The organism is Ruegeria sp. AF3, assembly GCF_056536285.1.
This window is the reverse complement of record NZ_JBQFJM010000001.1, coordinates 1731689-1758567: the sequence shown is the minus strand read 5'-3', so window position 1 is coordinate 1758567 and position 26879 is coordinate 1731689. Positions and strand designations below refer to the sequence as shown.

The window sequence follows — 26879 nt, the reverse complement described above, 5'->3', positions numbered from 1 at the left end:
CCTAATCTGTTCGACCTATATGGTGCCGGTATGCCAACCTGTGGCGCGTAAGGAAACCCCATGTCTCTTGGAACGAAAATCGCGTGGGACGATACCGTCCTGCCCTTTCAACTCGATGTATCGGATATGCGTGGCCGTGTGGCTCGTCTGGATGGTGTGCTGGATGGCATCCTGAAGCAGCATGACTACCCCGAACAGGTCGAGGCGCTGGTGGCCGAGATGGCCCTGCTGACCGCATTGATCGGGCAGACGGTTGCGCTGCGCTGGAAGCTGTCGTTGCAGGTGCAGTCCAAGGGGCCGGTGCGCATGATTGCGACCGACTATTACGCACCCAAGACCGAAGGCCAGCCTGCGCAGATCCGGGCCTATGCCAGCTTTGACCGTGACCGGCTCACCGATACGGCCCCCTTCGATCAGGTGGGCGAAGGGTATTTTGCCATCATGATAGATCAGGGCAAAGGCACGCAGCCCTATCAGGGCATCACTCCGCTGACCGGAGCCTCTCTCAGCGCCTGCGCCGAGGCCTATTTTGCGCAGTCCGAACAGCTGCCAACCCGGTTCTCGCTGAGCTTTGGCAAATCGACCGAGCCCGGCGTGAATGAACACTGGCGTGCCGGTGGTATCATGTTGCAGCATATGCCCAAAGCCTCGCCATTCGCCGCCTCGGGGGAAGGCAATGGCGAGATTCTGACCGCCAGCGATCTGGTCGACGGCGAAGAGGGCGAAAACTGGGGCCGGGTCAATATCCTGCTGGACACAGTCGAGGATCTTGAGTTGATCGGTCCTTCAATTGCGCCGACTGAATTGTTGGTCCGGCTATTCCACGAAGAACAGCCACGGGTCTATGATGCGCAGTCCGTGCAGTTTGGCTGCACCTGCTCCGAAGACCGGGTGCGGCAGAGCCTGTCGATCTATTCGGCAAAGGACCTCGAAAAGATGACGACGCCCGAAGGTCAGGTCACTGCCGATTGCCAGTTCTGCGGCGCACATTACGTGCTCGATCCGTCAACGGTTGGCTTTGAAGCCGAAGACCGCAAGGGTGCTTGACCCGATTGAACAGATCCGGACGGCGCTGCGCCGTCCCGGTCACGGGTCCAGCGACTTTGACCTGAACCCGGACACTTCCCTGCCGCCCGGGCGTCGCCTGCGCCCGGCGGGGGTTCTGGTTGCAATCTCGCTTGCAGATGACACCCCTCGGGTGATTCTGACGAAACGGTCCTCGGCCCTCAAACACCACCCGGGTCAGATCGCGTTCCCCGGCGGCAAACAGGATGAAGGGGATGCAGATGTCACGGCTACGGCCCTGCGCGAAGCACAGGAAGAGATTGGTCTTCCCGCGGATCTTCCAGAAATTCTGGGTTACCTGCCGACGCATGAAACAGTCACCTCTTTCACGGTTACACCCGTGGTGGCCGTTCTTCGAAAGGGATTCCAACCTGTTCCGGAACCCGGCGAAGTCGACGAAGTCTTTTCGACCCCCCTTGCGCATCTCTTGAATCCCAAGAACTATCTGGTTGAATCGCGCCGCTGGCGTGGCCAGAAACGCAGATATTACACAGTTCCGTACGGCCCTTATTACATATGGGGCGCGACGGCCCGCATATTGCGCGGGCTTGCTGCACGGGTGAATGAATGATGCAGATTGAAGAACTTTGGGTCAGCGAACCGGCGACCCAAAAGGTATGCGCCGCCCTGACCTCATCCGGGGCGCAAGCGCTTTTTGTGGGCGGGTGCGTGCGCAATGCGCTGCTGGGCGCGCCGGTGTCGGATATCGACATTGCCACTGACGCCCGGCCTGAACAGGTTGTCGAGATGGCGCAGGCAGCGGGCCTCAAGGCCATCCCCACCGGTATCGACCATGGCACGATTACAGTGGTCAGCGCCGGTATCCCGCACGAGATCACCACTTTCCGGCGTGACGTCGAAACTGATGGCCGCCGCGCCGTCATCGCCTTTTCCGATAACGTCGAAGAAGATGCCGCGCGGCGCGACTTTACCATGAATGCGCTTTATGCACTGCCAGATGGCACCGTGTTAGACCCCCTTGGCGGGCTTCCCGACCTTCAGGCCCGGCGCGTGCGGTTCATCGGCGAGGCCCAAGATCGCATTCGCGAAGACTATCTGCGGTCACTGCGCTATTTCCGGTTTCACGCTTGGTATGGTGACCCGGATGCCGGTTTCGACCCGGACGCGCTGGCTGCCATTGGTGCCAATCTTGATGGGCTGACCTCGTTGTCGCGGGAACGCGTCGGGGCCGAGCTGCTGAAACTGCTGGGCGCGCCTGATCCGGCCCCGGCCATTGCGACGATGCGCAGCACCGGCGTATTGGCGCAATTGCTGCCGGGCGCGGATGACCGGTCGCTGGCACCGCTGGTCGCTTTGGAAAATGCGGCAGGTGCCGAGCCGAACCCCCTGCGTCGTCTGGCGGCTATCGCGACGCCCGATGATGCCGCAACCCTGCGCCTGAGCCGTTCGCAACTGCAACGCCTGACCGGAATGCGGACCGAAGCGCAGTCAACCACCAGCGTGGCTGAACTGGGCTATCGGTATGGTGACGAAGGCGGTTTGAACAAAACCCTTTTGCGGTGCGCCTTCTTTGAACAACCCTGGTCCGAAAACTTCAGACAGGACCTGCACGCAGGTGCAGCCGCGCGTTTCCCGATACAGGCCAAGGACCTGATCCCCGGGTTCACCGGCCCGGCGCTGGGCCAGAAACTGGCCGAGCTTGAAAGCCTCTGGATCGCGTCGGGTTTTGAGCTGTCACGCGAAGACTTGCTTGCAAGCTGATGTTTAGTCTCAAAAGGGGATGACAACTTTTGCCCATTGTGGTTAGGTGCGCCCGTCATATGGATGGAGGAATGCGAATGTATTACGGGATCTGGTTCGGCTAAAGCCGGGACACTTGCCCCGTAAAGGGTGGTGTTCAGGCGCCATCTGTCTTCGCACGTCTTTTTCTCTGCTCAATCGGAGCACACTCCATGTTTCGCTATTTCGAAAACCTTGTTGACCCTTTTGTCGCCTATCATGAGGCTGACACGCCGCCGACCCGGCTGTGGCCGTTCCTGCTGGACTATTCGCGCCCGTTCTACCGGGTCTTTGTCTGGGCTGCGCTGATTTCCATTATCGTCGCCGGTGTCGAGATCGGGTTGATCTATTATATGGGTCGTGTCGTCGACCTGTTGGGCGGTACCCCAACCGAGGTTTGGCAGAACCACGGGACCGAGCTGCTGTTGATCGCGGCCTTTGTCCTGTTTCTGCGCCCTTTGTTGCATCTGGTCGACGTGCTGATCCTGAACAACACGATCCTGCCGAACTTTGGCACTCTGATCCGATGGCGCGCCCATAAACACGTTCTGCGTCAGTCGGTTGGCTGGTTCGAAAACGATTTTGCAGGGCGAATTGCCAACCGGATCATGCAGACACCGCCCGCAGCGGGTGAGGTGATCTTTCAGGTCTTTGACGCGATTTCCTTTTCACTGGCCTACCTGGTCGGTGCGGCGATCCTGCTTTATGTAGCGGATGCGCGCCTGTTGATCCCGCTGCTGATCTGGTTTGTGTTCTACGCGATGCTGGTGCGCTGGACGGTTCACCGTGTCGGGCCGGCGTCCAAGGCGGCATCCGATGCGCGGTCAACTGTTACCGGCCGCGTCGTGGACAGCTATACCAACATTCATTCCGTCAAGATGTTCGCCCATGGCCCGCAAGAGCTGGACTATGCCCGCGAAGCGATCGAGGAAACGCGCCGGACATTCCAGATCGAGATGCGGATTTTCACCATCATGGATGCGGTTCTGGTCACCCTGAACGGGGTGCTGATCGTGGGTGTCGTGGGCTGGGCAATTGCCTTGTGGATGCAGGGTTCCGCTTCGGTCGGCGTCGTCGCGGCAGCAACCGCACTGACCCTGCGCCTGAACGCCATGACCGGATGGATCATGTGGGCGCTGACCAGCTTCTTCCGCCAGCTTGGTATCGTGGCTGAGGGGATGGAGACCATTGCCCAACCCATCGATCTGCTTGACGCGCGCGACGCCAAACCCCTGCGGTTGACCAGGGGTGAGATCCAGATCCGCAATCTCTCGCACCATTACGGGCGCGATGCCGGTGGGCTTGACCACATCAACCTGACCATTCAGCCCGGCGAAAAGATCGGCCTCATTGGGCGGTCGGGTGCCGGAAAATCGACTCTGGTAAAGCTGCTTTTGCGATTTTATGACGTCGAACGCGGTGCCATTCTGATTGATGATCAGAACATTGCGGGTGTCACACAGGACAGCCTGCGCAGCCATATCGGCATGGTCCAGCAAGATAGTGCGTTGCTGCATCGCTCTGTGCGTGACAACATCCTTTACGGTCGTCCGGACGCGACCGAGGCGCAGATGATTGCCGCAGCCAAACAGGCCGAAGCGCACGCGTTCATCCTTGACCTGCAAGACCCGCAGGGGCGCACCGGGTATGATGCGCATGTGGGTGAGCGGGGCGTAAAGCTGTCCGGTGGTCAGAGGCAGCGGGTAACGCTGGCCCGGGTGATCCTGAAGGACGCGCCAATACTTTTGCTGGACGAGGCGACATCGGCGCTGGATTCCGAGGTCGAAGCATCAATTCAGGAAACCCTCTACGGAATGATGCAGGGCAAGACCGTGATTGCCATCGCCCACCGTCTCAGCACCATTGCGCAGATGGATCGCATTCTGGTGATGGACGGGGGCCGCATCGTCGAAGAGGGCGCGCATTCTGATCTATTGGCGCAGGGTGGCCTTTACGCGCAGTTCTGGGCGCGGCAATCTGGCGGCTTCATGAACCCGGAGGCCGCTGAATGAAGATTGCCGATCTCATCTATCCGTTCAGGACCACAGAAACGCCCCCGCCGCAGACATTGGGGGCGTTCATTCGCTGGAGCCTTTCGGGCGCGTGGCCCATGCTGTTTGTCGCCGCGTTCTTTTCGGCCCTGGCTGGCGCGATGGAGGCTGGAACAGCGTGGATTCTGGGGCGTGTGATCGATGTGGCAACATCCAGCGGGCCCGAGCATTTCATGACCGCCGGGAATATGTGGATGATCTTTGGGGCGGTGGTGTTCTTCATGCTGCTGCGCCCGATCCTGTTTGGGCTGTCTTCGATTTCGAACAACTATATCGTGATGCCCAACATCACGCCTTTGGTGCTGGCCAAGCTGAACCGCTGGACGCTGGGCCAGTCTGTCACCTATTTCGACGATGATTTCGCCGGGCGCATTGCCCAGAAACAGATGCAGACGTCGAACGCCATGGCCTCGGTCGTGTCCGAAACGATCAGTGCGATTGTGTTTGCGTTGGCGTCGCTAGCGGGCTCTTTGCTTTTGTTAGGGTCTATTCATCCTTTGGTGATGCTGCCCTTTGCAGCCTGGCTGGTGGTCTATTTCCTTCTGGTGCGCTGGTACCTGCCGCGTATTCGCATACGCTCGGCTGCACGTGCAGGGGCGCGGGCGATGGTTTCGGGGCAGGTGGTCGACACGATCACCAACATCAAAACCGTCAAGCTTTTTGCGCACTCGGATTTCGAAGATCAGGCCGCGCGGCACTCGATGGTCGAGCTGCGGAAAAAATCACTGGCGTTCGGCAAGCTGTCGGCCAGTTTCCGGTTCGTCCTGATGGCGCTTGCCGGCATTCTGCCTGTTCTCCTGCTGGGGGCGACGCTGTGGTTATGGCAGTTCGGAATGGCAACCGCCGGTGACATCGTTGCCGCTGGCGCGGTGTCGGTTCGGATTTCGCAGATGACCGGATGGGTCAGCTTCACGTTGATGGGCCTCTATGCCAATGTGGGTGAGATCGAAAACGGGATGAAGACGCTGGCCAGACGGGACAGGGTCGAGGATGCGCGCAGCGCGAAAGATCTTGATGTAACCGTAGGATCCATCTCGTTCGAAGATGTCAGTTTTGCTTACGGCCGGGACGTCGGCGGTGTTACGGACCTGACGCTCACCGTGCAACCGGGCGAAAAGCTGGGAATTGTCGGTGCCTCAGGGGCGGGCAAATCAACACTCGTTTCGCTTCTTCTTCGGCTCTATGACAGGGAAAACGGCGCTATTTGCATCGATGGGCAGGACGTGTCGCAAGTCACGCAGGACAGTTTGCGCCGCCAGATCGGCATGGTCACGCAGGAAACGGCGATGTTCAACAGGTCCGCCCGCGAAAACATCCTCTATGGCCGCCCGGACGCGTCCGAGGCCGAGTTGATCAAGGCCGCAATCAAGGCCGAAGCGCATGACTTCATCCTGAGCCTCAAGGACGCCCAGGGCCGTACCGGCTATGACGCTCATCTGGGCGAGAGAGGTGTAAAGCTCAGCGGTGGTCAAAGGCAACGGATCGCCCTTGCACGCGCTATTCTTAAGGACGCACCCATTCTGGTTCTGGACGAGGCAACCTCGGCCCTTGATTCCGAGGTCGAGGCGTCGATTCAATCGGCGCTTCATCGGGTGATGCAGGGAAAAACCGTTCTGGCCATCGCCCACAGATTATCGACACTCAGCGAGATGGACCGGATCATCGTTCTGGATCAGGGGCAAATCGTGGAAACCGGAACCCACGAAGACCTTTTGGATCAGGGCGGGCTTTACGCCCGGTTCTGGCATCGGCAATCTGGTGGCTTCATTCAGGCAGAAGCTGCCGAATAAGGGTTTTGTTGCACCCAAAGCCCGGATATCAGGCCCCTCATGACGCAGAAATACACAATCACCCGGCTTGGCCATCAGGGCGACGGCATCGCTGATGGGCCCGTTTATGCCCCGCGCACCCTTCCGGGTGAGGTTGTCAGCGGCACCCTTGTTGATCAGGTGCTGACCGATATCCGCGTCGAGGTGCCGTCTGATGACCGGGTAAAGGCCCCGTGTCGCCATTACAAAGCCTGCGGTGGCTGTCAGTTGCAACACGCCTCTGATGCGTTTGTCGCCGACTGGAAGCTGAGCATTGTCCGCAACGCCCTGTCCGCGCAGGGGGTTGAGGCGCCGATGCGTCCGATACACACATCTCCCGAACACTCACGCCGACGCGCCACGATTGCCGTCAGGCGGACCAAGAAAGGCACATTGGCCGGGTTCCATGGACGTGCATCGGACACGATCACCGAAATCCCGGATTGCCGTTTGCTCGATCCGGCCCTGATCGCCGCCATCCCCGTGGCCGAGGCGCTGGCGGTTCTGGGCGGCAGCCGCAAGGGCGTCTTGGCCGTCACGCTCACCCTGTCCGAAGGCGGGCTGGATGTGGCCGTCAAGGGCGGCAAGCCCTTGGATGGGCCGCTGGAGCTGGCACTGGCGCAAGAAACCGAAAAACACGGTCTAGCGCGGCTCAGCTGGGATGGTGAAGTGATCGCCATGCGCCACGCTCCGGTTCAGCGCTTTGGGGCCGCCGTCGTCACGCCGCCGCCCGGTGCCTTCCTTCAGGCGACCAAAGACGGAGAACAGGCTCTATTACAGGCCGTTTCCGAGGCGGCGCAGGGTGCGAAACGAATTGTTGACCTGTTTGCGGGCAGCGGCACATTCTCATTGCTGCTGGCGGAAAAAGCCGAGGTTCACGCGGTAGAAGGTGCCGCAGACATGATGCAGGTACTGGATCAGGGCTGGCGCAGGGCGCAAGGTCTGAAACGCGTGACGACCGAGGCCCGCGACCTGTTCCGTCGTCCGTTGATGCCGGATGAACTGAAATCGTTTGACGCAATCGTACTGGACCCGCCCCGCGCCGGTGCCGAGGCGCAGGTGGCCGAGCTGGCACAGGCCAGACGCCCGGTGATTGCCTATGTCTCGTGCAACCCCGTCACCTTCGCGCGCGATGCAAAAATATTGGTTAACGTTGGCTATACCCTTGAATGGGTGCAGGTCGTTGACCAGTTTCGATGGTCGTCACATACGGAACTTGCTGCGCGGTTTACCCTGAACGCCGCATCTTGATCAGACAGGAGAAAGCGACCCATGGGTTTCAGACAGCGTCTGCTGAACATCATCGAAGCGCCTGCATTCGGGCAATTCATAACGGCTGTCATCATCTTTAACGCAGTGCTCTTAGGGATGGAGACGTCGCCGACCCTGATGGAAGCCGCCGGGCCGCTGATCGTGATGCTGGACAAGCTGTGCCTTGCGATCTTTGTGGCGGAAATTACCATGAAACTGATCGCGACCGGACGCAGGTTTTTCACAAACGGTTGGAACAATTTCGATTTCCTGATCGTCGGCATTGCGCTTGTTCCCAGCGCCGGAGGCCTGTCCGTTCTGCGAGCCCTGCGAATCCTGCGGGTATTGCGCGTGATTTCCGTTGCGCCAAGACTGCGCCGGGTGGTTGAAGGGTTCATCTCGGCCCTGCCGGGAATGGCCAGTGTGTTCCTGCTGATGGCAATTCTGTTCTATATCGGTGCCGTGATCTCGACCAAGCTGTTCTCGGCAACCTTCCCGGATTGGTTCGGCGATCTTGGCCGGTCAGCCTATACACTGTTTCAGATCATGACGCTGGAAAGCTGGTCGATGGGGATCGTCCGCCCGGTGATGGAGGTTTATCCCTACGCCTGGCTGTTCTTCGTCCCCTTCATCATGGTCACCACCTTTGCGGTGGTGAACCTATTGGTGGGTCTGATCGTAAATTCCATGCAGGACGCGCACCATGCAGAGGATGAGGTCAAAACTGATGCGTATCGTGATGAGGTTCTGGAACGCTTGGAGAGCATCGAGCGGCATCTGACCGAAAACTTGAACATCAAAAAGTGATTTCAGTTTTCGCATTTTTTGGCATAATAAGCCCCAAAAAACAAAGCAGGCAGTGAAACATGGATCGTCGAGCATTCGGATTGGGGGCGATGGCAACGCTGGGCCTTTCGGCTTGTGCATCAGCCCGACCAAATTTTCTGACTTATGATGGGCCCGAGGTCACCTCGCTGGTGGTCAACAAGGGCGCGCGCAAACTTTATTTGTTGCACCACGAAAAAGTCCTCAAGGAATATGATGTGGATTTGGGGTTTGCGCCGCAGGGCACAAAAACCAAACGCGGAGACGGCCGCACGCCCGAAGGAAGTTACCTGATCGATCGGCACAACCCCAACAGCCGGTATCACCTGTCTATCGGGATATCGTATCCCAACTCTCAGGACATCGCCAAGGCCAAGGCTGAGGGAGTTGATCCGGGTGGGGACATCTTCATTCACGGGCAGCCAAATCTGCGATCCGAGTTCAAACGCGCCAAGAAAACTCCGGATTGGACCGCGGGATGCATCGCGGTCAAGAATGACGAGATCGAAGAAATCTATGCGATGGTCAACCGGGGGACGCTGATCACTCTGCGCCCTTAGGGGGCACTGGCGCCCACGCTGCAATCCCGAATGTTTCATAGTCGTGCTGGTAGACCTCGGATGCCAGCGCTTCAAGCTGTTCGTCATAGATCTGATCCAGCGTAAACGGAACATCTTGCGCGCACTGGCCGGGGACAGGCGGATTGAGGTGGCCTGTTGAGCGGGCCAGATCCGGCAGAGCCGTGATCAGCTCCTCTTCCCGCAGAATAACGTCGGGCATCAGAAAGCTGGCAATGCCATCCAGCGTACGGGACTGGCTGCACCACGTCCCGTCAACGCGGATCGGCGTCTGACCGTTGAGGTTCATGCGCAGGAATCCGAGGAACGCCAGAAATGCATCCCGATGCTGTTCGACCGGGTAATTGTTGTCGCGCACCTGCCCGGGGATTGGCAGGTCGAGGCGGTTGCGCAGGTAATTGCGGACCATCTTGTAACTGCCCGGCCCGGTATCCAGAATGTACTGGCAGAACGCCGAATGCGCCCGTGCCAACGGGTGGCGCAACACGGTGAACTTTCGGTGTCCGGGGTGGTCTTGCATCCAGACGCGGATTTCCTTGCGGTTCCGGTTTGTGACCAGATCGTCCGTAGAACAGCCATCCAGGCTGGCCATCCATTGCGCAATAACAGGCTCTATGCCGCCGCGAATGGGCAAATACATCAATGCTGATCTGGCTGCGGCGACGTATTGCGGCACCGCCGCGCCCCGGTTTGGTTCGAAACGGGCGGGCTGGTGCAATCCGAACCTGTCCAGCTTGGACAGGGCGTCTTGCATCTCATCGGGGTTGGTGACTTTCGATACGGCAGGAGCCGGGTTTTGCGGTTTCAGAGTATCGTCAAGTTTGCTCAGCCGCGCCTCAACCCCCAGCCATGCGGCCAGACCGTTCAGAACGTCCAACTCGGCCAGGTCGTCATAGGTAATGAAAAAGGCAGTCTGACCGGTCTTCTGTAAATGCCGCCGCAACATGTGCTGGTGGCTGTGGACCTGATCCAGATACTCAGAAAACTCGGCCCCGTCGAACGCAACCTGTGCATCGACGCGGCGCTTCACGTTCTTCAGCTGCCATTGCTGCGTGGCGCGCGCGATCTTCAGGGACAGAAAACTGTCCAGCGGATTGCGCGTGAGAATGATCTTGGCACAGCGCGGATCGTTCAGCACTGGCTTCAGAATGCGTGGATCGTGGTCCTGGAAATACCGAAAACCGTTCAAGTCGCCCGGTGCCGAACGGATTGCCGACAACAGCCGCATCGGATCTGCATCGCGGTCTTCCAGCGACAGACCCAGAAGGGTATCGGATTTCAGGTTGCCGGCAAAATGCGGGTTGAAGGCTTCGCCGTGGCAGGAAACCCCGTCCAGCGCGTTCAGATTGGCCTCAAGCAGGTTCGACCCTGTGCGCATGGCAGCCAGAACAACGAAGTAGTCACAATTGGCTGGCATGGATGATTACTGCACCAGATAGGGTTTGCGATAGGGTTTCGTCTGACGGCCGAACACATCGTCCGAAGGAAAATCGCCCATCAGGTAAGGGTGCATTCCCTGGTTCTTGAGGTTTTGCAGGAACTTCCCGAACCCGGACAGATCGACCATGGTGGGCACTTCGGTCAGGTGGCTGGCCTGATGCGCGCCAATCTCGTCAAGGATTGTCTGCAAGGGCTCCATCGGTGCTTCAATGAAATCGGCCAGAGACCAGCTGCGCATCCGCGCCTTGGTCCAGACCGAGGTCAGAACCTCAAGCTGTTTGGTTTCGATCTGTTGCAGACGCGCGGCCTCGCACCGGATATCCGAAAAATTCAGGTTCGACCGGAATAGCGGAATTGCCCAGGCCCCGGTGATGACCGAGATTTGCGCATTCTTGTCCCGCGCCAGAAACCAATTGATGTCCTGCGTGTCGCGGGGGCTGAACTGGAAACACTGGCGTTCGCCGCGTGTGTTCCAGATCAGATTCGACAGAAAGGCCGTCGGATTGTAATCGCGCAGCAAAGCACAATCGCTAAGCGCACCGTTTGTGATGGTTTCACCCTTTGCAAATTCCGCACGCTCGGGTCCAAACAGATGCCCGTGCACGCGAGTGCCTGTGGCCGCGGCCAGCCAATCTTCGAAATCTTCAAACAGTTCGGAAAAGCCCTGAAATACGGAATAGGGTGACGAGGTAAGGCCGTTTTCACTGCCGTGCCGGGGAAACCGGCTTTGCATGTAAAGCCCGTCACGCCCCCGTGTCCGCCGCTCGACCGCCTTGGAAAACACGCGGTCAATCTTGCCGGGATTGGGTTCTGCCGGTTTCATCGCACTGGCCTGATCGGTCAGAAACGCCTGATACAGCCGTTCCGCACGGGGCCAGATCTTGCGGGCAACAAAACAGTCTGATCGCCGCAGCAATTGCAGATGATCGTCGTAAAAAATGTGCGGTCGGCCCTGATAGTCGAACTTGGACAGGGTCAGGGATCGGCTCTCGATATGTGTAGAATACAGCCGCGCCAATGTCTGGAAATAGCTTTCATCCGGAATCCACACATGGCGGAAGTAGCTGTCATATTGTTTGCGCTTGGGGTCCTGTAGAATGGCAGACAGTGTTTGACGGGTCAGGCACCACCACTGGCTGCCCATATGCGGGACGAGACCGTCGGGGATTTTCCTGCGAAACCCGACCGCGCGCTGAAGCTTTACATATGCGTCGAACAATCCGCGCTGTTTTCGCCAGGAAAACGGGAACCGTAGCGTAAACCTCTCATGATCCAACCCGCCGATTGTCCAGCTGACATCAGACGTTGTCGCGCTTTCGATGAAATCGACACGAGGCCGGTCGGCCAGGTAATCGATCAGCTCCTGAACCGGGCGCAGCGGCAGGCAGGCCCCCGACGACAGGAAGACGTGGCGCGTTTCCGGAAATTGCTCCAGCATCAGTTCGGACGCGCTTTGTGAGGCAGCAACGATGCCCCACCCGCCCCAGTCGCATTGATGCCGGTCAGAAAATGCGATCCGGGGGTTGTCGGAACAGGACGCGACGCATCGCGCAAATTCTTCACCGGGCACCTTGCGATCCACATGGATCACAACCGGGCATCCGGCAGCGGTCCAATGACGCGCGACCTGTTCGGCCCGGTCCAGCGAGGTATGAACCAGCATGACGATGCCCAGACCGCTCATGCCCAGTTTCCTTTTGACATCAGGCCCAGAATCTCAAGCTGCCGCCAGTTGATATAGGCCTCAGACCATTCGCACCAGAATACGGGCTTGTCTTCAAGCTGTGCGGCATAGGCCTTGTATTCGCCCGAACCGCTATAGTGCTGGCTGCGCTGCAATTCTTCGCGTGCCTTGTCGCCAAGGGTGTCGATCAGCTTGGCATGAAGCAAAGAACCGCTGGCCTTTTCCCCACCCCATTCGTCGTACACCTGATTCAGCCCGCGCGGCAAAAGCGAGTGGGTCGAGCTGACATAGACATACCGCCGATCCCATTTGACCAGCGGGATCTTGTTCAGTGCCGGGGCTTTGGATGGCTTGTCGCGAAAGAACACCCGCGCCCGCGCGCCCCCCTGAATCCACAGGTTCTTGTAATCGGGGTTCTTGGTGATCGTGTAATTCCCCGGATCGAACCACCGTGCGATTTCAAAGGGATCCTGCCCCTCGCGATAGGTTTCGGCATCGACAGGCCCTTCGGGATACATGTCGATCAGCATGGTGCCAAAGCTGCGCACGGCGCTTCCGTCCAGCCAGTCTGTCAAGGCGCGGATCGGGCGGGTGTCGCAGAAGGGGTAGATGAAAAACTCATCCGGGTCGACGCTCAGAACCCAATGTCCATGCGCGTATTTGCGCAAAAGGTAATTCGACCAGTCAAGACCATAGCTTGCACGTTTGTAGCTGCTTGTCGTCCGCCAGACCGATACATCGGCCTGCTCTTTCAGGAATTCGAAACTGCCGTCATCGCTGTCATTGTCGATGATCAGAAAATGGTCGATGCCCAGTTTGCGGTAATATTCCAGAAAGTACGGCAGGCGAATTTTCTCGTTTCGCACAACGCTCATCAACAGGATATCGTCACTGCGGATGGCAGACGTGTTGGTGCTGGCGGGCTTAAGTTCGCGCCGACGTCTGAGGCAGCGCAGAATACGGCGCTTGCGCCGCAATCTCATCTTGTATGAATCAAACAGGCTCACGCGACTGCCCAACCTTTATTATGACGCGAGCTTTCCCCGAACCTGCCGTGACCGCTGGTGCGACAGGACATTGTGGGTTTATGCCACTTCTACCTCTTCTGAGGCAACTTTTTTAAACCCCGGAAATGGTAAAGGTGCCGTTGATCCCCCTCGATTTGTTTTCAACGCCAGCCGCCGTCACGCATCAGCCCCATTTCCAGCAACTGCGACCAGCCGGTATAGCGCACCGAAAGCGGGGTCCACATGTCTGGTTGATTGAGTATCTGATCGTAATACGCGCCGAACTGGTTCGGGTCATGAAAATGCTGGCGGCGCAGCTTTTCAGTTTTGGACTTTTCAATAATGTCCGGCAGAAATTTAGTGTGCAGCAGAACGCCGGACGGGGTGTCGCCGCCCGGCCCGTCATACTCTGCGTTCAGGCGGCGGGGCAGGGCGGAATGGCACGAGTTTACATAGGCATGGCGCCGCGACCAGTGCATGAGCGGGATCTTGTTCAGCGTCGGGGATCGCTGCTGCGTCTGGGCAAAAAACACCCGCTCGCGTGCGCCGCCCTGAACCCACAGGTTTCCCATCGGGCTTTGCCGCTGCGCACGATACGGGCCTGCGTCAAACCAGTTCAGCACCTCGATCGGGTCCGTATCCGGGTCATAGGTTTGTCCGCCCAACGGTCCTTTTGGATACAGATCCAGCATCAAAGCGCCAAACCCGGGCCGCCCCTGCCGGTCCAGCCATTCTGTGAGCTCATGCAGAGATTGGCGGTCGTGCCGGGCATAAACCAGCAGCTCATCCGCGTCGACCATCAGGCACCAGTGGCCATGGCCGTATCGCATCTGTAGCCAGCTCAGCCAATCCAGCCCGAAGCGTGATCCGCGATAGCTGGACCGGGTCTGCCAAAGGGAAACATCCGGTTGCCCTTGCAGGTATTCAGCCGAGCCGTCATCGCTGCCGTTGTCGACGATCAGAAAATGGTTCACGCCCAGCTGGCGATAGTGACGGAAGAACCAGGGCAGGCGGGTGATTTCATTCCGCAATGTGGTAAAGGCCAGAATATCGTTGCCCCGTATCCTGCTTGTCTGATCTTTCAGGCAGGTCAGTTGATGTCGGCTGCGCATCGAGCGCCAAAGAAGGCGTCGCCGTTTCCATCGCAACCGGTATTCCTGTCGCCAACCGATATCAGGGAGTGTCTGAACCGTATTGGACGTCACCGGGGCCTCATTTCTCGTAGTGGCCGTTCTGATGCCAGCGCCAGGCATCCGCAATCATCGTCTCTAACGTTGACCTTTTCGGCTTCCATCCCAGTTCGGTTTGGGCGCGGACAGAGCCGGAAACCAGCTTGGTGCAATCGCCCGCCCGACGGGCACCGACCGAATACGGCACCGAGCGGTTGGTGACGGACTTGGAATGCTCGATCACCTCAAGCACGGAAAACCCCGAGCCGGTGCCCAGATTGAAAACACGGCTTTCTTTACCCTGCTCCAGCCAACCCAGCCCCAGAACATGCGCGTCGACCAGATCACAGACATGGACGTAGTCACGGATACATGTGCCGTCGGGCGTATCGTAATCGGTGCCAAAAACGGTCAAACCCTCGCGCTTGCCTTCAATCGCATCCAGCATCAGGGGGATCAGATGGGTTTCAGGCCGGTGAAACTCGCCCACTTCGCCCTCGGGATCGGCGCCAGCAACGTTGAAATACCGGAAAATGACATGGCGCAGCCCATGGGCCGCTTCGAAGTCCCTCAGGATATCCTCGATTGCGCGCTTCGATGCACCATAGGCGTTCAGCGGGTGTTGGGCGGTTGCCTCGTCCAGCACCACATTGTCATGCTCGCCGTAAGTGGCGCATGTGGACGAGAACACGAAATCCAGACAGCCCGCCGCAACCGCAGCCTCGATCAGCGTCAACGATCCGGTGACATTGTTCGACCAGTACAACCCGGGCTGCCGCATCGCGTCGCCCACCTGGCTGAGCGCCGCAAAATGCATCACCGCAACCGGCTTATGCTTGGCAAATACCTCGTCCAGGCGTGCCCGGTCCAACAGGTCGCCCTGTTCAAACGGACCGTATTTCACTGCATCCTGCCAGCCGGTGACCAGATTGTCATAGGCCACGGGAACATAGCCCGCCTGCGCAAGCGCCTTGCAGGCATGCGACCCGATATATCCGGCACCACCGGTCACGAGGATTGGTTTCATGAAACGTCCTTTGGATTCAGATTGCCTGTCATCGAGATATGGGAACCGCGGGGCGTCATGGGCAAAACCGGCTACTCCAGCCCCATCGCAGCCATCATCTCTTCGATCTTGGGTACGTCCTGCGGGTTGTTCAGCTCCCAGAACTGACGGCCCTTGGCGTCAACCTCGACGCACAGAACCTTGCGGCCATTTTCCATGAACCTAAGCTGTTCCAGACCTTCCAGCTTTTCCAGAGGGCCCGTTGGCCAGCCCGGATAGGCCGCCAACGCATCAGGTCGATAGGCATAGACGCCAACATGGTGAAACACCGGTGTGGGTTCATCCCCGCCATAGGTCTCCGAAGTAAAAGGCACGACCTCTTTCGAGAAATACATCGCGCTGTTGTCGCGCCCGAACACGGCGGTTGTTCCGCCAACGCGGCCATGTTTGCGGTCGTTCAGCAGGCTGTTCAAAGCATCCCCGTCGCAACGCAGGACCGGTGTGGCCACGCCAGCATCGGGTGCCGCGCGCAGCCCTGTGATCAGGTCCTCGACAAACCAATGCGGTGTCAGGGGTGCATCGCCCTGAAGGTTGACCACGATGTCATAGCCGCTGCCCAGAACCTTGTGCGCCTCGGCGCAGCGTTCGGTGCCGTTCTGGCAATTTTCCGAGGTCATCACCACCTCGGCGCCAAAGCCTTCGGACAGCTCGCGGATGCGGTCGTCATCGGTTGCGACCACAACCCGGTCCACGCCCGCGACAGAAGTGGCTGCTCGCCAGGACCGTTCGATCAGTGTCATCGAAACGCCGGTCGCGCCGGTCAGCGGCACCAATGGCTTGCCCGGATAGCGGGTCGAGGCATAGCGGGCGGGGATGGCGATCAGAACTGACATCAGGCCTCCTTCAGCTTAACACCCGGAGCGTACGCGATAAAAAACGGGTTCGCATAGCCCTCTTTGCCATAGAGAAGCGGCGCGTGATCGTCAAATCGCACAACCTGGCCTCCGGCCCCGGCCAGTACCGCGTGCCCTGCCGCCGTGTCCCACTCCATCGTGCGCCCGACCCGCGGATAAAGATCCGCCTCGCCCGTCGCAACCAAACAGAACTTGAGAGACGATCCCGCGCTTTTGCTGTCCCTGACCTGATACTTGTTGATGTAATCCTCGGTGGCCTGATCCCGGTGCGACTTTGACGCCACGACCAAAAGCGCGGAATTGTCTGGGTTAGAGACTGATATTGGGGTCAGGGTGCCGGGTGCACCCTTGTCAAACGCGCCCGTTTCCTCGACCGCCTGACCATCGGGCTGCGTATAGAACATGCGACCCCGCGCTGGGGCATAGACCACGCCCCGTGTCGGCGTTCCGTTCTCGACCAGTGCGATGTTGACGGTGAAATCGCCACGGCGGTTGATGAATTCCTTGGTGCCATCCAGCGGATCGACAATCAAAAAGGTATCCCCCTTTTCGGAATGCGAGGCGGCCTGTTCTTCGGTGATCAGCAGGATATCGGGGAAGGCCTGACGCAACCCGGCTGAAATCAGCGCATCGGCTGCCTCATCCGCTTCGGTCACAGGGCTGGAGTCTGATTTGACTTTGACGTCGAAATCGTCTGCCTCATAGATTTCCATGATCCTGTCGCCTGCCTCAAGGGCCAGACGCCGGATGACGGGAATAAGCGCGTCGTAGGTCACAAAAATGCTCCGTTCCTGTGGTTTGTTGATCCAAACTCGTGACCGACTTATGATGCGACGGTTACCGAACGGCAAGATATTCATGCCAGGTTAGGGACGACGAGGCAGGAAAGACCCTTTAAGTGTTCTATTACAAGCGCAATCAAACGCTGCTGGGCGGTGCACTGACGACTGCGGAACTGGTGTTCCACGCGGTGGTGCGGAACGTGCGCGCGCAGCATCCGAATGCGGTGATCGCGATCCTGCTTAACGTTGTGCAATTGCTGGTGATGATGGTCACCTTCTATCTGCTTATGTCGCTGATGGGCCGGGGCGGGGTCGCCAGGATCAGGGGCGAATTTCTGCTGTATGTCCTGTCGGGTGTGTTCCCGTTCATGTTGCACATACAATCGATCGGCGCGATTTCCGGGGTTGGATCCTCCAATAACCCGATGATGCTGCATTCGCCGATGAACGTAATGGTCACGATTCTCGCGGCGGCCTTCAGCACTTTCTATAAGTTCCTGCTGGCCATGTTCATCATCCTGTTCGTCTACAGTGTCGCGGTTGCTCCGCTTGAGGTGCAGAACCCCGGCGGCGCCTTCGCAATGCTGGTGCTGGCCTGGTTTACCGGCTGCGCGGTGGGGCTTGTGTTCATGGCGTTGAAACCGTGGGCCCCGACGACCGTTTCGATGCTAACCAATATATATCGCCGTCTGAACATGGTGTTTTCCGGCAAGATGTTCATTGCGAACGCATTGGGTGGCGGGCTGTTGATGATGTTTGCCTGGAACCCGCTGTTTCACATCATCGACCAGACCCGCGGGTTCGTGTTCCGCAACTATTATCCAAGAAACACCAGCTGGGAATACGCGGCCTGGGTTGGAATCGCCCTGTTGATGATCGGTCTTATGGGTGAATTCTTTACCCGTCAGCACGTCTCGAAAAGCTGGAATGCGCGCCGCTAACGCGCCACCCGCAGCGTAAGATTTATGCGCCCGCCTTTGGGCAGCAGGCGCGAGGATCCGAACCTGATCCGATCCACACCGTGATAGGCAAGCCGCGCCGGACCGCCCATGACGACCACATCCCCCGAGCTCAGCCAGATCGACTCGGTCTTGCCGCCGCGCGTCGTGCTGCCAATCCGAAACAAGGCATCGTCGCCCAGCGAAACCGACAGGACGGGCCACGAAAAATCTGCCTCGTCCTTGTCCTGGTGCAGGCCCATTTTTGCGCCTTCCCCGTAGTAGTTGATCAAACAGCAATCGGGCGCTCGCTCGGTGCTGACCAGATCGCGCCAGATATCCAGAATGGCGGCGGGGATTTCCGGCCAGTCACCACCTTTGGGGTGCTGATCCTGATACCGGTATCCCGCCTTGTCGGTCACCCAACCCAGATCGCCTGCCGAGGTCATCCGAACTGACATCTCCTTGCCCGAAGGAGTAACCGGTCGGAACAGGGGCGCGGCTTTCAGAATCGGGCGCAAATCCGCGATCACCCGCGACTGGGCCGCAGGATCAAGATAACCTTTCCCGATATCGAACCCCCGCAAAACCAATCGCGCCATTCCGGAAACCCCAATCCTTTCCAATTCCTTGCCAAAAAAGGCATCAGAATCCCTAAAACCTGCGTTCTACGGTGCTTGCAGGCCTCAGGTCTCGCCCTTATATACGCCGGGACGCGCGATGGTAGTGCTGTCGCGCACATCAGATCGGGGGCGGGATGCCGTAACGGGTCCTGTCGTCGAGACATCGCCTTGAAGAGAAAGGGATTGCAAAAATGGGAAAAGTAATCGGGATTGACCTCGGGACCACAAACTCGTGCGTGGCCATCATGGACGGTTCGCAGCCGAAGGTTATCGAAAACGCCGAAGGGGCGCGGACCACGCCCTCGATCGTCGCCTTCACTGAAGATGAGCGACTGGTCGGTCAGCCTGCAAAGCGTCAGGCGGTCACCAACCCCGACAACACGATCTTTGGCGTCAAGCGCCTGATCGGCCGTCGTGTGGATGATGCCGAAGTCGAAAAAGACAAGAAAATGGTGCCTTATACCATCGTTGATGGTGGCAATGGCGACGCGTGGGTTCAGGCCCGCGGTGAAAAATACTCCCCAAGCCAGATCTCGGCCTTCACTCTGGGTAAGATGAAGGAAACCGCGGAAAGCTATCTGGGTGAGGAAGTCACGCAGGCGGTCATCACCGTTCCCGCATACTTCAACGACGCACAGCGTCAGGCCACCAAAGACGCCGGTAAAATCGCCGGTCTGGAAGTGCTGCGGATCATCAACGAACCGACAGCTGCCGCTCTGGCCTATGGTCTGGACAAGCAGGAAACCCAAACCATCGCAGTCTATGACCTTGGTGGCGGTACCTTCGACGTGACCATTCTGGAAATTGACGACGGCCTGTTCGAGGTCAAATCGACCAACGGCGACACCTTCTTGGGTGGTGAAGACTTTGACATGCGCATCGTCAACTACCTGGCGGATGAGTTCAAAAAGGAACACGGTGTCGATCTGTCTGCTGACAAGATGGCCTTGCAGCGTCTGAAAGAAGCCGCCGAAAAAGCCAAGATCGAACTCAGCTCGACCTCGCAGACCGAGATCAACCAGCCGTTCATCTCGATGGGTTCGAACGGTCAGCCGCTGCACATGGTCATGAAACTGACCCGTGCCAAGCTGGAATCCCTGGTCGGTGATCTGATAAAGAAGTCGATGAAGCCGTGCCAGGCTGCTCTGAAAGACGCAGGTCTGTCGGCCGCTGACGTGGACGAAGTTGTTCTGGTCGGTGGTATGACCCGGATGCCGAAAGTGATCGAAGAGGTCACCAAGTTCTTCGGCAAAGAGCCGCACAAGGGTGTGAACCCGGACGAAGTGGTTGCCATGGGTGCCGCCATTCAGGCCGGTGTTCTTCAGGGCGACGTCAAGGACGTGGTTCTGCTGGACGTGACCCCGCTGTCGCTGGGCATCGAGACGCTGGGTGGCGTGTTCACTCGCCTGATCGACCGCAACACCACGATCCCGACGAAAAAGTCTCAGGTCTTCTCGACTGCCGAGGACAACCAGAACGCCGTGACCATCCGCGTGTTCCAGGGCGAACGTGAAATGGCTGCGGACAACAAGATCCTGGGTCAGTTCAACCTCGAAGACATCCCGCCCGCACCGCGCGGCATGCCCCAGATCGAGGTGACCTTCGACATCGACGCCAACGGCATTGTCTCGGTTTCGGCCAAGGACAAAGGCACCGGCAAAGAACAGAAGATCACCATCCAGGCATCGGGCGGTCTGTCCGACGAAGACATCGAAAAGATGGTCAAGGACGCCGAAGAGAACGCGGAAGCCGACAAGGAACGCCGCGAGCTAGTCGACGCCAAGAACCAGGCGGAAAGTCTCATCCACTCGACCGAAAAGTCGATGGAAGAGCATGCCGACAAAGTCGACCCGACCACGATCGAAGCCATCGAACTGGCCATCGCCGCACTCAAGGACGAGCTGGAAACCAACAATGCCGACAAGATCAAGTCTGGCATCCAGAATGTCACCGAAGCAGCGATGAAGCTGGGTGAGGCCATCTACAAGGCGCAGTCCGAAGAGGCCGAGGACGAGCCTGTCGCAGCGGATGCCGCACATGGTGATGACGATATCGTCGATGCCGAGTTTGAAGATCTGGACGACGAAAAGCGTAACTAACGGGTAACCGGGCCAATGTGGGCCGGTCCGGATGCCGGGCCGGCCTATTTACGTTGAGGCAGAAGGAAATACTGATGTCAAAACGCGACTATTACGAAGTGCTCGGTGTGTCCAAGGGCGCTTCGGCGGATGAGATCAAGAAAGGTTTTCGCACGAAAGCCAAAGAGTTGCATCCGGACCGCAACAAGGACAACCCGGATGCCGAGGCGCAGTTCAAGGAAGCCAACGAGGCTTATGACGTGCTGCGCGATGCCGACAAAAAGGCGGCCTATGACCGCTTTGGCCACGCCGCGTTTGAAAACGGCATGGGCGGCGGTGGTCGGCCTGGCGGCGGCTTTGGGCAGGGCGATTTCTCCAGCGCGTTCTCGGATGTATTCGACGACCTGTTCGGCGATTTCATGGGCGGGCAACGTGGTGGTGGCGGCCGACGCGCCGCGCGCGGCTCTGACCTGCGCTATAACCTGCGTGTATCGCTGGAAGAGGCGTTCTCGGGCCAGCAGAAAACCATCAATGTACCTACAGCCGTGGCTTGTTCCTCCTGCGAAGGAACCGGTGCAGAAGGCGGGGTCGAGCCGACAACCTGCCCCACCTGTTCCGGTATGGGCAAGGTGCGGGCGCAACAGGGCTTCTTTACGGTCGAACGAACTTGCCCCACCTGTTCGGGTCTGGGTCAGATCATCAAGAACCCCTGCAAATCCTGTAAGGGTGCAGGCCGCGTCGAAAAAGATCGCGCTTTGTCGGTCAACATCCCCGCTGGTGTCGAAACCGGAACGCGTATTCGACTGGCGGGTGAAGGCGAGGCCGGAATGCGTGGTGGCCCTCCGGGCGACCTCTACATCTTTGTGGAAGTGTCAGATCACAAGTTGTTCGAACGCGACAGCGTAAACCTTTATTGCCGTGTACCGGTCAGCATGGCCAAGGCCGCGCTGGGCGGATCGATCGAGGTTCCGACAATCGATGGCGGGCGTGGGCGGGTGCAGATCCCGGCTGGCAGCCAGTCGGGTCGGCAAATGCGTCTTCGCGGCAAAGGCATGCCCGCATTGCGCGGCGGCGGTGTTGGCGACATGTTCATCGAACTGGCGGTTGAAACCCCGGTCAACTTGACCACCCGCCAGAAAGAACTTCTGCGCGAGTTTGATGACCTGGGCGAAGACAACCACCCGGAATCAAAAAGCTTTTTCTCATCCGTCAAATCCTTCTGGGACGGTATGAAAAGCTGACAACCAGGATTACCCGGGGGCTCTGCCCCCGCCGCCCGTTCCGGGCGCCTCCCCCGGGATATTTCCAGCCAGATGAAGCAGGGATCCGTTATTCATCTGGCTCTAAATATCCCGGAGCGCGAGGCAGAGCCTCGCAAAACACTCCCTAAAGACACTCAATTGGCCTTATCAGATGACCAAAAGTGGCAATGCATTTGCCAAATTGGGTCTTGATTCCGACCGTCGACCCTGAAATTGTCCACGACAACCGTTGGGGTGCCCGTATCAGGGCTGAGAGGCGCAGCCGCGCTAACCCATCGAACCTGATCCGGGCAATTCCGGCGTAGGGAACGGTCTTATGAACACAGACGTTTTCCCTACCTCGTTGCCCAAAGAAGATGGAGCAACGATATGGCGGCAATTGCCCTGACCATTGCAGGGTCTGACAGTGGCGGAGGCGCCGGGATTCAGGCCGATCTGAAAGCGATGTCCGCGTTGGGTGTATTCGGCGCTAGTGTCATTACCGCTGTTACGGCGCAGAACACGCAAGCCGTCACTGCGGTGCATGGGCTTCCTCTGGATATCATTGCTGCTCAAATCGACGCGGTGCTGAGCGATCTGGACGTGAAAGCCATTAAGATCGGTATGCTTGCCACGCCAGAGATCATTCACACAGTGGCTCGAGGTCTGGAAACGTTCAAGGGCCCCATAATTCTTGATCCCGTCATGATCGCAAAATCCGGAGATGCCTTGCTGGCGCAGGAAGCGGTCCGGACGCTGCGCGAAGTGATGGTGCCAGCAGCGACTGTGCTGACACCCAATCTGCCCGAAGCGGTGTGTTTGCTGGATGCGACACCGGCGCAATCACCGGACGAGATGGCCGCACAAGGCCAGGCCCTGTGTGATCTGGGCGCAGGTGCGGTTTTGATGAAGGGCGGGCATGGGTCCGGCGATGTCTGCCACGATCTGCTGGTCGACCCCTCAGGTATCGTGGCCGCGTTTCAGGCCCCGCGACAGAACACGAAGAACACCCACGGAACCGGATGCACCCTGTCGTCATCGATCGCCGCCGGTCTGGCCAGGGGCCTGCCGCTGAGGGATGCGGTCGCGCAGGCGCATGATTATCTCCAAGGGGCCATCGCGCGGGCGGATGAGCTGAAGATTGGTGCCGGGCACGGCCCTGTGCACCACTTCCATCGGATCTGGCCCGCGTGACGCCCTGGTCGGTCATAGGTGCAGGCGTTGCGGGTCTGGCCGTGGCCAGTGAGCTTGTGTCACGCGGCGCAAGGGTGCAGGTTTTTGATCCGGGCGGCCCGCCCGGCCCGCATGGGTGTTCCTGGTGGGCCGGTGGGATGCTGGCGCCTTGGTGTGAATATGAAAATGCGGAAGAACCGGTTCTGCGGCTGGGGCAGGAAGCCATCGAATGGTGGGCGCAGCGAACGCAGGTAAACAGAAGTGGAACCCTTGTTGTTGCCAACGCACGTGACCTGCCCGACCTGCGTCGGTTTGCACGCAGGACCGAAGGGTTCAGCGAGTTTGATCGCGCGAAAATAATCGAATTAGAGCCTGATCTGAGCAAGTTTAGCAAAGCTCTGTATTTTGAAAACGAAGCGCACCTTGATCCTCGCCAGGCATTGCGCGATCTGCATCGTCACCTGCAAGGCGCAGGCGTGGAATTCCACCGAAAGCTGGCTCCGGCGCAACTGGACAACGCCATTGACTGCCGGGGCCTGCACGCGCGCGAATATCTGCATGACCTACGCGGCGTGAAGGGTGAAATGCTGGTTCTCCGCTGCCCCGATGTGAACCTTTCGCGCCCGGTGCGGCTGTTGCATCCGCGGATGCCGCTCTACATCGTTCCGCGCGGGGACGGCGTCTACATGCTGGGTGCAACCATGATCGAATCCGAGGACAGCAGCCGCATCACCGCCCGCTCGATGCTGGAACTGCTCAGCGCGGCCTATGCCGTGAACCCGGCCTTTGGCGAGGCCGAGGTGCTGGAGATCGGTGTCGACCTGCGCCCCGCTTTTCCGGACAACCTGCCGCGTATCCGGCGCTTGGGTCGGACAATCTATGCCAATGGGCTGTATCGCCATGGCTATCTGCTGGCCCCTGCATTGGCGCGGGGTGTCGCTGATCTGGCATTGGACAACACACATTCGGAGATGGTCGATGAAGATCGTGCTTAACGGCGAGACGCGCGATGTGCGCGCGGAAACCCTGTCGGATCTGTTGCTGGAATGCGGCTTCTCAGGCCGTGTGGCCACCGCAGTGAACGAAGATTTCGTGCCGTCAAGCCTGCGCATTGCGCACAAACTGACCGATGGCGACCGGATCGAAGTTGTCGCGCCGATGCAGGGGGGCTGAGGATGAGAACGTTCTACGGCATCGAGTTGCCGAACCCGCTGATGCTGGGCACCGCCCAATATCCCAGCCCCGCCATTCTGGAACAGGCCTTTCGCGAAAGCGGTGCGGCGGTTGCAACGGTATCGCTGCGGCGGGAATCCGGCGCGGGGCAGACATTCTGGCAGATGATCCGTGAACTGGGTGTACTGATCCTGCCAAATACGGCTGGCTGTCATACGGTGAAAGAGGCGGTGACCACAGCCCATATGGCGCGCGAAGTGTTTGATACCAAATGGATCAAGCTGGAACTGATTGGCCACACCGACAGTTTGCAGCCGGATGTGTTCCAGCTGGTCGAGGCCGCGCGCATCCTGACCGAAGACGGGTTTGAGGTGTTTCCCTACACAACCGATGATCTGATCGTGGGCGAACGCCTGCTCGAAGCGGGATGTGAAGTGCTGATGCCGTGGGGGGCGCCCATCGGGTCCGGGCGTGGGCTGAACAACGAATACGCCCTGCGGTCGATGCGGGCCGAGTTTCCTGACACGCCGCTGGTGGTGGATGCCGGGATCGGCCTGCCCAGCCACGCGGCCCACGCGATGGAACTGGGTTATGACGCCGTTCTGTTGAACACCGCTGTGGCCCGTGCCGGTGATCCCGTTCTGATGGCCAAGGCGATGGCGCAGGCAATCCATGCCGGGCAATTGGCCCATCAGGCCGACCCGATCGAGGCGCGTGATATGGCCGAACCTTCGACCCCTGTTGTTGGAAAGGCCTTCCTGTCATGACGCTGGACCGTTTCTATCCGATCTTCGATCACTCGGACTGGCTGCGGCGGATGCTGCCCCTGGGTGTCAAACTGGTGCAGCTGCGTATCAAGGATCAGCCGGTTGAGGTGGTGCGCGGTCAGATTGCCGCCTCGCGCGATCTGTGCCGCGACTATGGGGCGGTTCTGGTGATCAACGATTACTGGCAACACGCCATCGATCTGGGTTGCGACTGGGTTCATCTGGGTCAAGAGGATCTGGATGATGCTGACCTGAAAGCCATCCAAAAAGCGGGTCTAAAGCTGGGCGTTTCCACTCATGACGATGACGAGCTTGAGCGGGTTTTGGCCATGGATTCCGATTACGTGGCGCTGGGTCCCGTCTATCCGACCATTTTGAAAAAGATGAAATGGCATCAGCAGGGCCTGCCCCGCGTGACCGAATGGAAGGCACGGGTTGGCGACATTCCTCTGGTCGGCATTGGCGGCATGAGCGTCGAGCGCGCAGCGGGGGTGCTGGCAGCCGGGGCCGATATCGTCTCGGCCGTCACGGACATCACGCTGAACACCGACCCCGAAGTGCGGGTGCGTGCTTGGATAGAGGCCACGAGATGAGCCGCTATGCCCGCCAGACGCTGCTGCCCGAGGTTGGGGCCGAAGGACAGGCCCGCCTGACTGCGGCCCGTGTTTTGGTGGTCGGCGCAGGTGGTCTGGCCGCGCCGCTTCTGCCGCTATTGGCCGGAGCCGGAGTGGGGCACATCACGATTGTAGATGGTGATATCATTGATCTGTCGAATCTGCATCGCCAAACGTTGTTTTCAGAAGAAGATTGCGGGCAGTCAAAGGCTGAACGCGCCGCTGACCGATGCCGTGCGTTGAATGCCGAAATCGATGTGATTGCCAAGAAACAGGCTCTAACAGGGGAAAATGCGCCCAATCTGGTGTCGCAGGCGGATCTTGTCCTGGATTGTGCCGACAGCTATGCGGTCAGTTATATGCTGTCGGATACTTGTCTGGCACAAGGCAAGCCACTGATCAGCGCCTCGGTGCTAGGGCTTTCAGGATATGTGGGCGGCTTTTGCGGCGGCGCGCCTTCTCTGCGTGCCGTTTTCCCCGACGCACCGGAAAGTGGCGCAAGCTGCGCCACGGCGGGTGTTCTGGGTCCCGTTGTCGGTGTGATCGGGTCCATGCAGGCGCAGATGGCGCTGAGCCTGATCTTGCGGCTTGACCCATCACCCCTAGGGCAGATGGTGCAATATCATGCGCGAACCCTGCGCAGCACCGGGTTTCGTTTTGATGACGCGCCGGAACCGTCAAGCTGTTTCCGCTTTCTCTCCGCCAGTCAGTTGAAGGAGACAGACCAGATTATCGAACTGCGTGACCCGAACGAAGCTCCGGTTCCGGCTCACCCGAATGCAACGCGCATTTCACCCGAAGAAATACAAAAAATAGACCCAAACAAGGGGCAACGCCTCGCCCTTTGCTGTGCCACCGGGCTGCGCGCATGGCGCGCTGCCGAGAAGATCCAACCGATTTGGCCGGGCGAGATTGTCCTCGTCGCGGCCTCAGCCTCCTGAGAAAAGGAAAC

General features: G+C 59.0%; 25 protein-coding genes and 1 riboswitch. Of the genes, 17 read left to right on the top strand and 8 right to left on the bottom strand.

All coding sequences use genetic code 11. The features are described 5' to 3' along the window. Positions 1–60: 60 nt before the first annotated feature. The 8 genes from hslO to ACR3FC_RS08875 all read left to right on the top strand — a co-directional run bounded on the left by hslO (position 61) and on the right by ACR3FC_RS08875 (position 9300). A complete protein-coding gene (gene hslO, locus ACR3FC_RS08910) occupies positions 61–1047 on the top strand; it encodes an Hsp33 family molecular chaperone HslO (protein WP_480474375.1) in 987 nt (328 codons plus the stop codon). Further along, a complete protein-coding gene (locus ACR3FC_RS08905; protein WP_480474374.1) occupies positions 1040–1636 on the top strand; it encodes a CoA pyrophosphatase in 597 nt (198 codons plus the stop codon). The genes hslO and ACR3FC_RS08905 overlap by 8 nt, the downstream gene beginning before the upstream one ends. Continuing rightward, positions 1633–2787 (top strand): CCA tRNA nucleotidyltransferase, encoded by a 1155-nt coding sequence (locus tag ACR3FC_RS08900; RefSeq protein WP_480474373.1) that lies wholly within the window; start codon positions 1633–1635, stop codon positions 2785–2787. Before ACR3FC_RS08905 ends, ACR3FC_RS08900 begins: the two co-directional genes overlap by 4 nt. A 191-nt stretch (positions 2788–2978) precedes the next feature. After that, complete coding sequence (locus ACR3FC_RS08895) at positions 2979–4817, top strand: ABC transporter ATP-binding protein (protein ID WP_480474372.1); 1839 nt, start codon at positions 2979–2981, stop codon at positions 4815–4817. Continuing rightward, positions 4814–6646, top strand: coding sequence for an ABC transporter ATP-binding protein (locus ACR3FC_RS08890; protein ID WP_480474371.1), 1833 nt, complete (start codon positions 4814–4816; stop codon positions 6644–6646). Before ACR3FC_RS08895 ends, ACR3FC_RS08890 begins: the two co-directional genes overlap by 4 nt. Positions 6647–6685: 39 nt before the next feature. Further along, complete coding sequence (locus ACR3FC_RS08885; protein ID WP_480474370.1) at positions 6686–7915, top strand: class I SAM-dependent RNA methyltransferase; 1230 nt, start codon at positions 6686–6688, stop codon at positions 7913–7915. Positions 7916–7936: 21 nt separating this feature from the next. Then, a complete protein-coding gene (locus ACR3FC_RS08880; protein WP_480474369.1) occupies positions 7937–8722 on the top strand; it encodes an ion transporter in 786 nt (261 codons plus the stop codon). 59 nt (positions 8723–8781) lie between these two features. Continuing rightward, on the top strand, positions 8782–9300 hold the full coding sequence (locus tag ACR3FC_RS08875) for a L,D-transpeptidase family protein (protein ID WP_480474368.1): 519 nt from the start codon (positions 8782–8784) through the stop codon (positions 9298–9300). Here ACR3FC_RS08875 and ACR3FC_RS08870 read toward each other — a convergent pair. From ACR3FC_RS08870 to cysQ, 7 genes are all read right to left on the bottom strand, one after another. Then, on the bottom strand, positions 9284–10735 hold the full coding sequence (locus ACR3FC_RS08870; protein WP_480474367.1) for a nodulation protein NodH: 1452 nt from the start codon (positions 10733–10735) through the stop codon (positions 9284–9286). The genes ACR3FC_RS08875 and ACR3FC_RS08870 overlap by 17 nt on opposite strands. Positions 10736–10741: 6 nt before the next feature. After that, positions 10742–12442, bottom strand: a complete 1701-nt coding sequence (locus ACR3FC_RS08865; RefSeq protein WP_480474366.1) for a DUF5927 domain-containing protein — start codon at positions 12440–12442, stop codon at positions 10742–10744. Beyond that, positions 12439–13425: a glycosyltransferase family 2 protein gene (locus ACR3FC_RS08860; RefSeq protein ID WP_480474365.1), complete on the bottom strand. Its 987-nt coding sequence runs from the start codon at positions 13423–13425 to the stop codon at positions 12439–12441. The genes ACR3FC_RS08865 and ACR3FC_RS08860 overlap by 4 nt, the downstream gene beginning before the upstream one ends. Before the next feature lie 185 nt (positions 13426–13610). After that, on the bottom strand, positions 13611–14654 hold the full coding sequence (locus tag ACR3FC_RS08855; protein ID WP_480474364.1) for a glycosyltransferase family 2 protein: 1044 nt from the start codon (positions 14652–14654) through the stop codon (positions 13611–13613). A gap of 7 nt (positions 14655–14661) precedes the next feature. Next, complete coding sequence (galE, locus tag ACR3FC_RS08850) at positions 14662–15645, bottom strand: UDP-glucose 4-epimerase GalE (RefSeq protein WP_480474363.1); 984 nt, start codon at positions 15643–15645, stop codon at positions 14662–14664. A gap of 71 nt (positions 15646–15716) precedes the next feature. Then, positions 15717–16517, bottom strand: a complete 801-nt coding sequence (locus tag ACR3FC_RS08845) for a 3-deoxy-manno-octulosonate cytidylyltransferase family protein (protein WP_267364430.1) — start codon at positions 16515–16517, stop codon at positions 15717–15719. Then, a complete protein-coding gene (cysQ, locus tag ACR3FC_RS08840) occupies positions 16517–17314 on the bottom strand; it encodes a 3'(2'),5'-bisphosphate nucleotidase CysQ (protein ID WP_480474362.1) in 798 nt (265 codons plus the stop codon). The genes ACR3FC_RS08845 and cysQ overlap by 1 nt, the downstream gene beginning before the upstream one ends. 122 nt (positions 17315–17436) lie before the next feature. Between cysQ and ACR3FC_RS08835 the strand changes: the two genes are divergently transcribed. Further along, positions 17437–18261, top strand: a complete 825-nt coding sequence (locus ACR3FC_RS08835) for an ABC transporter permease (protein ID WP_267364436.1) — start codon at positions 17437–17439, stop codon at positions 18259–18261. Here the strand turns inward: ACR3FC_RS08835 and ACR3FC_RS08830 are convergent. After that, positions 18258–18860, bottom strand: coding sequence for an alpha-ketoglutarate-dependent dioxygenase AlkB family protein (locus tag ACR3FC_RS08830; protein WP_480474361.1), 603 nt, complete (start codon positions 18858–18860; stop codon positions 18258–18260). The genes ACR3FC_RS08835 and ACR3FC_RS08830 overlap by 4 nt on opposite strands. 212 nt (positions 18861–19072) lie before the next feature. Between ACR3FC_RS08830 and dnaK the strand changes: the two genes are divergently transcribed. From dnaK to ACR3FC_RS08790, 8 genes are all read left to right on the top strand, one after another. Next, positions 19073–20980: a molecular chaperone DnaK gene (gene dnaK / locus ACR3FC_RS08825; protein WP_480474360.1), complete on the top strand. Its 1908-nt coding sequence runs from the start codon at positions 19073–19075 to the stop codon at positions 20978–20980. A gap of 74 nt (positions 20981–21054) precedes the next feature. Further along, positions 21055–22200 (top strand): molecular chaperone DnaJ, encoded by a 1146-nt coding sequence (gene dnaJ / locus ACR3FC_RS08820; protein ID WP_480474359.1) that lies wholly within the window; start codon positions 21055–21057, stop codon positions 22198–22200. Between the two features lie 241 nt (positions 22201–22441). After that, positions 22442–22546, top strand: a riboswitch (TPP riboswitch). Positions 22547–22590: 44 nt separating this feature from the next. Continuing rightward, positions 22591–23394 (top strand): bifunctional hydroxymethylpyrimidine kinase/phosphomethylpyrimidine kinase, encoded by an 804-nt coding sequence (thiD, locus tag ACR3FC_RS08815; RefSeq protein ID WP_480474358.1) that lies wholly within the window; start codon positions 22591–22593, stop codon positions 23392–23394. Next, complete coding sequence (gene thiO, locus ACR3FC_RS08810) at positions 23391–24368, top strand: glycine oxidase ThiO (RefSeq protein ID WP_480474357.1); 978 nt, start codon at positions 23391–23393, stop codon at positions 24366–24368. Before thiD ends, thiO begins: the two co-directional genes overlap by 4 nt. Continuing rightward, positions 24352–24546, top strand: a complete 195-nt coding sequence (gene thiS, locus ACR3FC_RS08805; RefSeq protein ID WP_480474356.1) for a sulfur carrier protein ThiS — start codon at positions 24352–24354, stop codon at positions 24544–24546. Before thiO ends, thiS begins: the two co-directional genes overlap by 17 nt. A gap of 2 nt (positions 24547–24548) precedes the next feature. Then, a complete protein-coding gene (locus ACR3FC_RS08800; RefSeq protein WP_480474355.1) occupies positions 24549–25313 on the top strand; it encodes a thiazole synthase in 765 nt (254 codons plus the stop codon). Then, positions 25310–25906 (top strand): thiamine phosphate synthase, encoded by a 597-nt coding sequence (locus ACR3FC_RS08795; protein WP_480474354.1) that lies wholly within the window; start codon positions 25310–25312, stop codon positions 25904–25906. Before ACR3FC_RS08800 ends, ACR3FC_RS08795 begins: the two co-directional genes overlap by 4 nt. Continuing rightward, positions 25903–26868, top strand: coding sequence for a ThiF family adenylyltransferase (locus ACR3FC_RS08790; protein ID WP_480474353.1), 966 nt, complete (start codon positions 25903–25905; stop codon positions 26866–26868). The genes ACR3FC_RS08795 and ACR3FC_RS08790 overlap by 4 nt, the downstream gene beginning before the upstream one ends. Positions 26869–26879: the final 11 nt, after the last annotated feature.